This window comes from Sphingomonas faeni, from assembly GCF_003053745.1.
Lineage (GTDB): Bacteria > Pseudomonadota > Alphaproteobacteria > Sphingomonadales > Sphingomonadaceae > Sphingomonas > Sphingomonas faeni.
Genome location: NZ_QAYE01000002.1, coordinates 310,157 through 322,741, shown reverse-complemented (window position 1 = coordinate 322,741; position 12,585 = coordinate 310,157). Strand labels below are relative to the sequence as shown.

Sequence of the window (12,585 nt, the reverse complement as noted above, 5' to 3'; positions counted from 1 at the left end):
GCACATGGTATGCGTACGGTTCTGGGCCTGCTCGGTGCAGCGCTGCTGTCGACGTCGGCGGTCGCGACGCCGATCACCGTCACTGCGGTATCGAGCAAGCCCGGTGCCGCGCTTCCAATGCATATCGGCGGCCGGGTCGAGCGGACGCCGGACGGCTATCGACGCCAATGGCCGGGCACCTATTTCGAGACGAATTTTCGGGGCTCAGGCATTTTGCTGAAGATCGGCGACGGGGATGTCATCCTGCGTGTCACGGTGGACGCATCCTCCCCGACGACGCTGTTCAAGCCCAAGCCAGGGCTCTACCGCGTCACCGGCCTCGCCGACGGGCGCCACGCAATACGCGTCGACGTCGCCAGCGAGAGCCAGGCCGCACCGACCGTCTTCGGCGGATTTTACGCGGCGCCCGGAACGCGCCCGTTGCCCACCCCCGCCCGGGCGCGGCAGATCGAGTTCATCGGCGACTCCCATACCGTCGGCTATGGCAACGTCTCAGCCCAGCGCGACTGCACCGAAGCGGAGGTGTGGGCGACGACCGACACCTCGCAAGCCATGCCGGCGCTGGCGGCGAGGCGATACGGCGCGGACTATCAGGTCAATGCGATCTCGGGTCGAGGGATCGTCCGCAATTACAATGGCATGGCGGCCGACACGCTTCCCGTTGCCTATCCCTTCACGCTGTTCGACAAGGCGACGCGCTACGTCGATCCGGCGTGGCACCCGCGCCTGTTCGTGATCGCGCTCGGCACCAACGACTTCACCACGCCGCTCCACCCCGGCGAGCCGTGGACGACGCGCGAGGCGCTCCATGCCGATTACGAGCAGCGTTATGTCGACTTCGTCAAACGCCTCCGGGCGCGCGATCCGGACGCGCATGTCGTCCTGTGGGCGACCGACATGGCCGGGGGCGAGATCGCGGCGGAGGTGGGCAAGGTTGCCGCGCGTCTGAAGGCGGAAGGGCAGCGCAATATCGCGTTCGTGCCCGTCACCGGGCTTGCGTTCACGGGATGCCATTCGCATCCGTCGACCGCCGACGATGCGCGGATCACGACCGCCTTGTCGGGCTATATCGACGCGCATCCCGAGATGTGGGCGCATCGATAGCCAAATGATTTGCACCGCGCTGCCCTCACCCGGTAGCGAGGATACGAGAACAGGGTCGCGTCAGCGTACCGTCCGGGGAGAATGAGATGTCGGCCAGTTTTTCCAGCCTCACGATCGCGCTTCTGCTGCAATCGGCGGCGACGCCCGTAGCGGCACCGACCGCGCCGCTTTCACCCGTCGCGCATCCGGAAATCTGGCCGACCGCCAACGCGCGCCCCTCGCGCGACCCGAAGGTCGAGGCACGGATCGATGCGATCATGAAGCGCATGTCCGTCGAGGACAAGATCGGCCAGCTGATCCAGGTCGATATCGCCAGCATCGAGCCCTCCGACCTGCGCACCTACAAGCTCGGCTCGATCCTCAACGGCGGCAACGCGGGCCCGCACGGTAACGATCTCGCGCCACCGGTCGAATGGCTCAAGCTCGCCGACGACTTCTACGATGCGTCGATGGCGCGCAGCGACGGCCGTCCCGCGATCCCGGTGATCTGGGGTACCGACGCGGTCCACGGCAACAACAACATCCCAGGCGCGACGCTCTTCCCGCACAATATCGGGCTCGGCGCCGCGCGTGATCGCGACCTGATGCGCGAGATCGGCCACGTCACCGCGATCGAGACCGCCGCCGCCGGGATCGACTGGACGTTTGCGCCCACGCTCGCCGTCGTCCGCGACGATCGCTGGGGGCGGACGTACGAGAGCTATTCCGAAGAGCCACAGATCCAGGCGGATTACGCTGGCGCGGTGATCGAAGGCGTCCAGGGCAAGGTCGGTACCAAGGAGTTTCTCGCCCCCGATCACGTCATCGCGACGACGAAGCACTTCCTCGGCGATGGCGGCACCGGCGGGCGCGACCAGGGCGACGCGCGTATCCCCGAGACGACGCTGCGCGACATCCATCTCGGCGGCTATCCGGCTGCCATCGAGGCCGGCACGCAGTCGGTGATGGCGAGCTTCTCGAGCTGGAACGGCGCCAAGATGCACGGCAACAAGAGCCTGCTGACCGGCGTGCTCAAGGATCGCCTTCACTTCGACGGCTTCGTGGTCGGCGACTGGAACGGCCACGGCCAGGTCGATGGCTGCTCGAACGAGAGCTGCGCCGCCGCGATCAACGCCGGGCTCGACATGTTCATGTATTCGGGCAGCGGATGGAAGACGCTCTACGCCAGCACGTTGAAGCAGGCGCAATCGGGCGAAATCCCCGCCGCGCGGCTCGACGACGCGGTTCGCCGCATTCTCCGCGTGAAGATCCGCGCCGGCACGTTCGATCGCGGTCGCCCGTCGTCGCGCGCGCTCGCCGGCAAGATGAACCTGATCGGTGCCGCCGACCACCGGGCGATCGCCCGCCGCGCGGCACGGGAATCGATGGTTCTGCTCAAGAACGAGGGCAGTCTGCTCCCGCTCAAGCCATTCGCCAACATCCTCGTCGCGGGCGGCGGTGCGGACAACATTCCGCAACAGGCCGGTGGCTGGTCGCTGACGTGGCAGGGCGGCGGCACCACTAACGCGAACTTCCCCAATGCCGAGACGATCTGGTCGGGGATCAGCACCGCGGTCAAGGACGCCGGCGGCACCGCGACGCTGTCGGCGGACGGCAGCTTCGCCAACAAGCCCGATGCGGCGATCGTCGTGTTCGGCGAACAGCCTTATGCCGAGTTCAAGGGCGATCGCCCGAATCTGGAATACAGCCCAGAGGACAAGTCCGACCTCGACCTCCTGCGGAAACTGAAGGCGGCGGGCGTCCCCGTCGTCGCGGTGTTCCTGTCGGGGCGTCCGCTCTGGGTGAACGCCGAACTTAACGCCTCCGATGCGTTCGTCGCGGCGTTCCTGCCGGGCAGCGAAGGCGGCGGCGTCGCCGACGTGTTGTTCCGCAAGAAGGATGGCAGCGTCGCCAACGACTTCCGCGGCAAGCTCAGTTTCTCCTGGCCGAAGCGTCCCGACCAGTATGTCCTTAATCGCTCCGACCCCGGCTACGACCCGCTGTTCGCATTCGGCTACGGGCTGAGCTACACCAAGCCGGGCAGCGTACCGAAGCTCGACGAGGCGCGCCCCGCCGGCATGGCCGCATCGTCCAACGGCACGATCTTCGGCAAGGGCCGCGTGCCCGAGGGCTGGTCGCTTGCGCTGGTCGAGCAGGGCCAGTCGAAGGTCCGGTTGCTCGGCGTCAACGCGACGACCGCCACCAAGCGCCTCACCGCCTCCGCAGTCGACCGCCGCCGCCAGGAAGACGCGCGCGCGTTCGTCTGGACCGGCGGCCCCGCCGAAACGCGGGTCGAGGCGTCGGGTCCGCTCGACCTGACACGTGAGAGCAACGGCGAACTGAGTCTCGTCGTCGACGTCCGCGTCGATCGCGCGGGTAGCGCACCGGTCGGTATCGGCATGGTCAGCAACGACGGCAAGGCAGTCACCGTCCCGATCACCAGGACGCTCGCCGCGGGCAAGCCGGGCGAGTGGCAGCAGGCCATCGTGCCGCTCCAGTGCTTCGCCAAGCGCGGCATCGACATGGCGCACGTTACCGCACCGTTCGTGATCGCCACCGAGGGCAAGCTCGGCCTGTCGATCTCCGACGTCAAGATCGACTCCGCTCCGGTACCGATGACCAAATGCGGCGATTGAGTCCCTCCCTGCTCGGTGCGGCGGCCGTCCTGCTGACGACGGCTGCCACGCAAGCCCCGCCCGCGCCGATCAGGATCGGCCAGGCGGGGTTCGAGACGCGCGGTCCCAAGATCGCCGTCCTGCCATCGACGCAGGCCAGGGCGCTTGCGTGGACGCTCACCGATGCGAGCGGCAAGACGGTGGCGTCGGGACAGACGATACCGGTAGGCGCTGACGCAGCCTCGGGCGAAAGCGTCCACCGGATCGACTTGGGCAGCTTCAGGACGCCCGGCACCGGCTATCGCCTGCACGTCGGCGCGACCGCCAGCCACCCCTTCGCGATTGCCGACCGCCCGTTCGCACCCGTCGCCACCGCCGCCATGGCGTTCTTCTACCAACAGCGCAGCGGCGTGCCGATCCTGCCCGCGTTCGTCGAGCGCAAGGACCTTGCTCGCCCCGCCGGTCATGCCCCCGACATCGCCACCTGCTTTGCCGGTCGCGATCAGAAGGGCGTCAAATGGCCCGGTTGCGACTATAAGCTCGATGCGACCGGCGGCTGGTACGACGCCGGCGACCACGGCAAGTACGTCGTCAACGGTGGCGTTTCGACCTGGACCTTGCTCGACCTCCACGAGCGCTTGGCCGCGTTCGGTGACGCCAACGCCTTCGCCAACGGCCGCCTCGCGCTGCCAGAACGCGCCAACGGCAAGGATGACCTTCTGGACGAAGCGCGCGTCGAAGTTGGCTTCCTGCTCGCCATGCAGATTCCCGATGGCACCAAGCTCGCTATTGCCCCGGACGCCGGCGTCGCGGGCAAGGCCATCACCCGGTTCGAGACGATCGACGCAAGCGGGTTGGTCCACACCAAGATCGCCGACGAGAACTGGACGGGCATCCCGACCGCACCCGCCGACGATCACCAGACGCGGTTCCTCTATCCGCCCTCGACCGCGGCAACGCTTAACATGGTCGGCGTCGCGGCGCAGTGTGCGCGGATCTGGCGCACGATCGACCCCGCCTTCGCCACCAAATGCCTCACCGCGGCACGGCGCGGCTGGGCGGCGGCACTTCGTCACCCGAATCTGCTCACCAGTTCGGACTTCACCGGCAGTGGCGGCTACGGCGACCCGGATGTCCGCGACGAGTTCACCTTCGCTGCCGCGCAACTCTACGCAACCACCAAAGAACCTGCTTTCCTCAATCGCCTGCGCAAGGACGGGATCTTCACCGATCCCGGCGCGGATATCGGCTGGGGCTCGCTCAGTCTGGCGGGCGCACTGACGCTGGCGACCGTGCCCGACGCGCTGCCCGCAGACGATCGCGCCAATCTCCGCAGCCGGATCATCGCGCTCGCAGACGGCTTCGTCGCCGCAGGCAATCGCAGCGGCTACGGCATACCCTTTGGCGGCACCAACTACCCCTGGGGCTCGAGCAGTTCGATCCTCAACCGCGCGATCGTGCTCGGCGTCGCATGGCAGATCGACCGCAAGCCAGCCTATCGCGACGCGGTTGTGGCGAGCCTCGACTACATCCTCGGCCGCAATCCGCTCGACCGGTCCTACGTCACCGGCATCGGCACGCGCCCGGTACAGCACCCGCACCACCGCTTCTGGGCCGCCGCAGCGGACAAGCGCTATCCCGCGCCCACCACCGGCGTCCTCTCCGGCGGCCCCAACTCCGCGGCGGCAAACGAACCCGGCCCGATGAAGGGTTGCGCACCGCAAACCTGCTGGATCGACGATTACCGCGCGTTCACCGTCAACGAAGTCGCCATAAACTGGAACGCGCCGCTCGTCTGGACCGCCGCCTTCCTCGACGCGACGCGAGCGCGCTGGGTCGACCAAACGCCAAGATCGTTACGCGATCGTCGATTGCCCGCGTTGGAACGTCACGCTACACCCTGCCCGTCGGTCCGTTCTCGGATGGGTCGGCATGATCGCACCGGTGCTCCGCGAGGAGCTTAATAGGGAACGCGGTGAGGGTGGCTTCGACCACCTGATGCCGAGGCTGTCCCTGCAACTGTAAGCGGCGAGCGTGATGCACGTGCGTGGTCGGGCAAAGTCCCCGGCCACCAGCCACTGGACCGATCGGTCTGGGAAGGTTGTGCATTGGGCGTTGACCCGTGAGCCAGGAGACCTGCCGGCGTGTGGTCGCTCTTGCCTGGTCCAGGGGATGGCCGAGGCACGGTACTCCGTCTGAGCGACGATGTGTGCGGTGGGGACCGCATGAGCAGGCGTGCCGGTCGCGATGGCGTCCGTCGGGTACGACTGCTCCCGTTCGCTTGGATGTGCTCGGGCAATCCGCTCGTGGCGCGCTCGCCGGCGCACGTTCGAGCCTCGTGCTCGGTGACAGGCCCCTGCCGGTTCGTCCGACGCCTCGGGGTCTTTTATATGTCGTTTCCATCACCGTATGCCGCGTTTGCCGCGTCGTTGCTCGTTACCTTCCTACCATCCCTGGCCAGCGCGCAGACCGGGGAGGACCGTTCGGCGGGTAGCGCCGACGATATCCTCGTCACCGGCCGCCATCAGGCCGACCTGACGGTTCCGAACTCGACAGGCAGCCGCCTGAACCTGTCGCCGCTCGAAACGCCGGCGACGCTGTCGACGATCGACGGCAATACCATCCGGGCGCGCGGCGACGTATCCGTTAACGACGCGACCACCCGCGCGCCCGGCATCACCAGCGTCGCGAATCTCGGCAATGGTGGCACTGCGCTCGCTGCGCGCGGGTTCAGCGGTCAGGGTTCGGTGTTGCAACTGGTCGACGGTATTCGCCTCTTTCCTGCGGCCGGCACGATCACCTTTCCGAGCGATCCGTGGATGGTCGAGCGGATCGACGTTCTCAGCGGTCCGGCCTCCGTCCTGTACGGTCAAGGTGCGCTAGGCGGCGCGGTCAACGTGCTGATGCGCAAGCCGAATACACGGCATACCGATGTGGACGGCGAGATCGGCTATGGATCGCAGGACAGTTTCCACGTCGCAGCCGGTGCCGGTGGACCGCTCGACGAGCATCTCTCCTACCGCGTCGACGGCAGCTACAGGCGGTCCGACGGATATGTCGATCGCGGGCAATCACGAAGCTACGCGCTGTCGGCGACGTTGCGCTGGGCACCGACCGATCGGCTCGTCGTCACGGTACGCGACGATTACGACAACCAGAACCCGATGCGCTATTTCGGCACGCCGCTGATCGACGGACGGCTCGACCATGACAATCGCGACCGCAACTACAACACGCGCGACGGCCATGTCCGCTACCGCGACAACCGGACCAGCTTCCAGGTCGATTGGCAGCCGAGCGAGACGCTCACCGTCAGCAATCAAGCGTACCGGCTCACCTCCAAGCGCGAATGGCTCAACCTCGAAAGCTATTGCTGGGTGGCGGCGGACGGCTTTTGCCCCAATGGCGCGAATGACGTGCGCGCCACGCCCGGGCGCATCTATCGCACCGACATGACCGGGATCGTCCACGATCAGACGCAATGGGGCGACCAGGGTAGCGTGACGCTCAAGACGCGGATCGCGGACGGCGTGACCAACGATGTCGTCGCGGGCTTCGACGCGAACCTCGTCAAGCTCACCTATTCGCACAATTTCGGCGCCGACCCGCAGGTCTCGGTGGTCGATCCGTTCGCGTTCGACCCTGGCGTGATCGTCGACACGCAGGGGATCGCACCGCGGTATCGCACGCGGACCAACGAATATGCGATTTTCGCGGAGGACCGGCTGAAGCTTGGCGAGCACGTCTCGATCGTCGGCGGCATCCGCTATGAGCGCGATCGGATACGGCGCTGGACGATCGACTCGACTGTCGCCGTCCCGACCGAAAGCTTCGCGCTCGACAAGCGGCTCGGCAACACGACTTGGCGGGTCGGGACGGTGTATCAGCCAGTCCCGACGGTCTCGTTCTATGCGCAATATGCCACCGGCGTCGATCCGCTGGGGACGCTGACGACCTATACGACTGGGCAGGTCCAGTTCAGCAACGCGACGGGCGACCAGGTCGAAGCGGGGGCCAAGGCCGTGTTCCTGGGTGGCCGCGGCACCGCGACGATCGCCGCCTATCGCATCGTCAAGAAGGGACTGTTGTCGCAACTGACCCCGACGAGCCCGATCGAGCAGGTCGGGCAGCGATCCGCGAAGGGTATCGAGGCCGCGGTGTCGCTGGACTTGCCGGCAGGGTTCGGGATCGATGCCAACGGCAGTATATTGGCAGCGCGGTTCGACGACTTCGTCTCGGGCGAAAGAAGTTTTGCCGGCAACACGCCACCCGACGTCCCCGGGTCGACGGCGAACCTGTGGCTTGGTTGGACCGCGACACCGGCGGTCCAGGCGCGTGTCGGACTGCGCTATGTCGGGCGAAGATTCTCCGACAACGCCAATGTTTTCCGCATTCCGGGCTATGCGACGGTCGACGCGACGCTGTCCTACGCGGTGACGCCGCGGGTCGCGATCGACGTGCATGTCTATAATCTGTTCGACGAGGATTATGCGATCAACAGCTACGGCGCGCAGCAATGGGTGCTGGGACGGCCGCGCGCCTTGGACGTGTCGCTTCGTGCCGGTTTCTGACGCCGGCAGGCTAGCGCGCCGGTGGCTGTACCTCGTGCACCGATGGGTCGGCATCGCCAGTTGCCTGTTCTTCGCGATGTGGTTCGGGTCGGGCCTGGTGATGCTGTACGTGCCCTATCCTTCGCTCTCGCCGACCGAAGCGCTGGCTAGAGCCGATGCGATCGACTGGTCCGCCGTGACCGTGCCGCCACCGCTCGATGGGGGGCGATTGCCGCAAGACCTGTTGCTCGAAATGCGCGACGGCGTACCGGTCTGGCGGAGCCAGGGCTGGGACGACGGGCGGCATACCGTTTCCGCAAGCAAGGGCCGGCATCTTGCTCCGGTGGACGCGGCTTATGCCGTCCGCGTCGCAAGCCGTTTCGGGCGAGCACGCGTCCTGAATGTCGAGCGGAGCATGCGGGACCAGTGGACGGTGTCGGGTGGTTTCGACCGACATCGTCCGCTGTGGAGAGCGACATTGGAGGACGAGGGCGGCACCGACCTCTACGTGTCGTCTTCTACCGGCGGGATCGTCCAGTCGACCGACCGGACCGAGCGATTCTGGAACTGGCTGGGGTCGGTGCCGCACTGGCTGTATCCGACCGTCCTGCGGCAGGACAACGCCGCCTGGCGACAGGTCGTCATGTGGGTTTCGGGGCCATGTATCGCCGCGGCACTCGCGGGCATCTGGATCGGTATCCTCCGCGCGCGCATCGGTCCGCGCCGGTTCAAGGGTGGACGGATGACGCCGTATCGCGGGTGGATGCTGTGGCATCATGTCGCGGGGCTGGTCGGCGGCGGCTTCCTGATCGCGTGGATCTTCAGCGGATGGTTGTCGGTCGATCCCTGGCATTTGTTCCGAAGTGCGGAACCGGATGCGCGAGCGGTGCGGGCCTATGCTGCTGCTGGCGTGATGCCGGCCGTCCCCCTCGACCGGTTGCGCCATGTCGGCGCGGGAGTGATCCGCGCAAGGATTACTGACTATGCGGCGACACCCCTCGTGGTGCTCGAGTATCCGGATGGTCGACGTCGAATCCTCGACGCCGCGACGCTCGTGCCGTCCCAGCCAAAGCCAAATGCGATCGCTGCCGCCGCACGGGTGCTCGTCGCTGGCACGCAACCGGTCGCGATCGACCGGCTGACCGAGCCCGACGCATATTGGTACGATTCCGGTGGTCTCCCTCGCCTGCCGATGCTGCGATTGCGCTTCGACGATCCCGCCGCGACGTGGCTGTATATCGATCCCGCGACCGGCGACGTGCTGGCCAGGATCGATCGGCGCAGGCGGACATACCGCTGGGCGTTCGACCTGCTGCACAAATGGGATCTGACCATACTGACGCGGCACCGACCGGCGTGGGACCTGCTGATCTGGCTGTTCTCGCTGGTTGGCATGGTGACGTCCGTCAGCGGCATCTGGCTCGGCTGGAAGCGGTTGAGACGCGGCTGATCCAGGCTGCGACGAGACGTTTCGTCCACGTGACAGCGCCACCGCGAGCGCGTAGTCGTGCGCCGTGGCAGCACTCCGTCGCCTTCTCCTGGACCATCGCCAACTGGCGGCGTGGGTGCTTGCGTGCGCGCTGGCGATGAAGATCCTGGTGCCCGCCGGGTTCATGCCGGTCGTCTCCGGGGGGCGCGTGACGATCGAGATCTGCGGCGGCATCACGCCCGCGCAGACGGTGATGGTACCGATGAGGGCGATGACGATGCCGATGACGATGCCGGGCATGGCGCATCATTCGGACAAGTCCGATCATCAGGAGCGGGAGATGCCCTGCGCCTTTTCCGGCCTGACCGCGCCGTCGCTGGCAGCAGTCGATCCGGTGCTACTGGCGATCGCCATCGCGTTCATCGTCGGCCTCGTCTTCCGCGTGAGAACCGCGGTATCGATCGCCGCGCAACCCTATCTTCGGCCACCCTTGCGAGGCCCCCCGCCCCTCCCCGCCGCGTGATCCGTCGGTCTTCGGACCCCGCGCGATCACGATGCTTCTGCTGGTCCACCACGTCGGCGGACCGGTTTCGACACGCGCGGCAAGTCCGCGGGGATGACGGTATCCGATCCGCACCACGATGTGCGGACGGGTCCAGCAGGGATTCACATGTTCAAAACCATAGTATTCGCGTCGGCATCGATCGTCGCGTTCTCGGGGACCGCCCACGCGTCTGACAAGGACGACGCGATCGACAAGAAGGCCGAGATCGTCGTCACCGGCCAGCGTGACCAGCTAAAGCTCGATCGCAAATCCGATACCGGCAGCCGGCTCGGCCTGTCGGTCCGCGAGACGCCCGCGACCGTCGAGACGCTGACACAGGCGGACATGCAGGTGCAGGGCCTGCGCACCGCGCGCGAGGCCTTCAACAGCGTCGTCGGCGCGATCGCGGGCAACGTCCCCGGCAACCCCGCGGTCGTGACGTTGCGCGGCTTTTCGGGCGGCGCCGTCTCGATCCTGCAGGACGGCGTTCGTATCTCCACCTCGACCGTGGTCCAGCGCGATACCAATGTGTGGCATTTCGACCGGATCGAAGTGATCAAGGGGCCAGCCTCGGTACTCTACGGCGAAGGCGCGCTGGCCGGCGTCATCAACAAGGTCACCCGCAAGCCGACGTTCGACGGGGACCATCTCGATGGATTGCTGAGCGTCGGCAGCTTCGACACGGTGACCGCGGCCAGCGGCGTGAACCTGAAACTGTCGGACACCGTCGCGGTCCGTGCGGACGCCAGCTACATGCATTCCAACAGCCTGTACGACGTCGACGACAATGCGACGCGCTCGGTCGGACTGACGGGCAGCATCCTGTTCAAGCCGTCGGCCGACCTGAGCCTGCTCTTCGCCGTCGACCATTACGAGGACCGGTACGACAGCAGCTATCAAGGGCTGCCGTTCGTCTCCGCCGCCGTTGCACGCGACCCGAGCGACGCGCTGCGTAGCCAGAACGGCATGGTGATCGACAAGGCGCTGCGCCTTCGCAATTACAATCCGTACGGTGCCTATTCCGGCGCACGCGACACGACGCTGCGGTCGCGGATCGATTATGCGATCGGCGGCGGCTGGTCGGTCGCGAACGACTTCACCTGGTATCACGCCAAGCGCGCCTTCGTGCTGAGTGGCGATCAGAACTTCACCGCGCCCACCGCCGCCTTCCCCAATGGCAGCTTCGCGCGGTCGGTCCAGCGCATCTACCACGACCACAAGTTCTGGAACGAGCGGCTCGTGTTCGCCAACGACAGCGTGATCGCGGGACTGCGCAACCGGTTCAGCCTGGGCGGGGAATATAACGACACGAACTTCGTCAACCCTCGCCAGCAAAGCCCGGTCGGTGGCAACGCCGCCGTGCGGATCGCGAACGTCGATCCGTTCGCGCCGATCGTCGGCGTCTTCCCGACCGGCGATGCCGCCTATTCGACGACCAACGTCGTCTATGACTCGAAGCTCAAGACGGCGTCGGTGTTCGCCGAGGACGCGCTCAACCTGACTCCGGGCTGGCTGCTGGTCGGCGGCGCGCGGTACGATTATATCGACCTAACCCGCGTCATAACCAACTCCAACGCGAACGGCGCGGTGACGCGGGGCGCGCCGACCTATGATCCGTTCTCGTGGCGGATCGGCACGACCTACGACCTTACGCCCGACATAACCTTGTACGGCCAATATACGACCGCGGTGACGCCGGTATCGTCGATACTGCTCCAGTCGATCGTCAACACGACCTACAAGCTGACGAAGGGCCGCTCGTACGAGGTCGGTTTCAAGGCCTCCGCGTTCGCCAAGCGGCTGACGATGACCGGCGCCGCATACCGGATCGAGCAGACCAACATCCTCACACGCGATCCGAACAATCCGCAGCAAGCCATTCAAGGCGGCAAGCAATCGTCGCAGGGCGTTGAGCTCAACATCGGCGCAGCAGTCACCGACGCGCTCTCGCTGTTCGCGGGTGCCGCCTATACCGACGCGCAGTACGATCAACTGAGCGAACTGATCGCCGGCGCCCGCATCGACCGCGCCGGCAATCGGCCGATCAACACGCCGTCGACCACCGTCAGCGGTTCGGCGCTCTATACGATCAAGTCTATCCCGGTGACGCTTGGCGGGTTCGTCCGGCATGTGTCCGGCTTCTACACCGACACCGCCAACAGCTATTTCGTCCACGGGCATACGACCGTCGACGCGTCGATCAGCTATCAGGTCGCACCGCAGGCCTCGGTCTCGGTCCGCGGCCGCAACCTGACCGACGCGTTCTACGGCGAGTATTCGGGATACCCGACGACCAACGTCTATATCGGCGCGCCACGCAGCGTCGAAATCGCGCTTTCCACGCATTTCTGAGCAGGGGTTTCC

7 protein-coding genes and 1 riboswitch are annotated in these 12,585 nt (G+C 66.3%); all 7 genes read left to right on the top strand.

The window, feature by feature from the left end:
- Positions 1-9: 9 nt before the first annotated feature.
- The 7 genes from C8J25_RS06105 (at position 10) to C8J25_RS06075 (ending at position 12,573) form a co-directional block, all read left to right on the top strand.
- Positions 10-1,104, top strand: a complete 1,095-nt coding sequence (locus tag C8J25_RS06105; RefSeq protein WP_107953187.1) for an SGNH/GDSL hydrolase family protein — start codon at positions 10-12, stop codon at positions 1,102-1,104.
- A gap of 86 nt (positions 1,105-1,190) precedes the next feature.
- On the top strand, positions 1,191-3,719 hold the full coding sequence (locus C8J25_RS06100; protein WP_107953185.1) for a glycoside hydrolase family 3 protein: 2,529 nt from the start codon (positions 1,191-1,193) through the stop codon (positions 3,717-3,719).
- On the top strand, positions 3,707-5,662 hold the full coding sequence (locus C8J25_RS06095) for a glycoside hydrolase family 9 protein (protein WP_167397674.1): 1,956 nt from the start codon (positions 3,707-3,709) through the stop codon (positions 5,660-5,662). The genes C8J25_RS06100 and C8J25_RS06095 overlap by 13 nt, the downstream gene beginning before the upstream one ends.
- A riboswitch (cobalamin riboswitch) is annotated at positions 5,626-5,856 on the top strand. It overlaps the preceding gene by 37 nt.
- A 232-nt stretch (positions 5,857-6,088) precedes the next feature.
- A complete protein-coding gene (locus tag C8J25_RS06090) occupies positions 6,089-8,269 on the top strand; it encodes a TonB-dependent receptor (protein WP_107953183.1) in 2,181 nt (726 codons plus the stop codon).
- 34 nt (positions 8,270-8,303) lie between these two features.
- A complete protein-coding gene (locus C8J25_RS06085; RefSeq protein ID WP_244186829.1) occupies positions 8,304-9,698 on the top strand; it encodes a PepSY domain-containing protein in 1,395 nt (464 codons plus the stop codon).
- A 64-nt stretch (positions 9,699-9,762) separates the two neighbouring features.
- Positions 9,763-10,200: a DUF2946 family protein gene (locus C8J25_RS06080; RefSeq protein WP_167397672.1), complete on the top strand. Its 438-nt coding sequence runs from the start codon at positions 9,763-9,765 to the stop codon at positions 10,198-10,200.
- Between the two features lie 147 nt (positions 10,201-10,347).
- Entirely contained in the window at positions 10,348-12,573 is a 2,226-nt protein-coding gene (locus C8J25_RS06075; protein WP_107953179.1) for a TonB-dependent receptor, read from the top strand.
- Positions 12,574-12,585 lie beyond the last annotated feature (12 nt).

What these genes read in the sequence shown, in the direction of transcription:
- C8J25_RS06105 (WP_107953187.1), top strand. Translation starts at nt 10, where the DNA reads ATGCGTACGGTTCTGGGCCTGCTCGGTGCAGCGCTGCTGTCGACGTCG.
- C8J25_RS06100 (WP_107953185.1), top strand. Translation starts at nt 1,191, where the DNA reads ATGTCGGCCAGTTTTTCCAGCCTCACGATCGCGCTTCTGCTGCAATCG.
- C8J25_RS06095 (WP_167397674.1), top strand. Translation starts at nt 3,707, where the DNA reads ATGCGGCGATTGAGTCCCTCCCTGCTCGGTGCGGCGGCCGTCCTGCTG.
- C8J25_RS06075 (WP_107953179.1), top strand. Translation starts at nt 10,348, where the DNA reads ATGTTCAAAACCATAGTATTCGCGTCGGCATCGATCGTCGCGTTCTCG.
- C8J25_RS06090 (WP_107953183.1), top strand. Translation starts at nt 6,089, where the DNA reads ATGTCGTTTCCATCACCGTATGCCGCGTTTGCCGCGTCGTTGCTCGTT.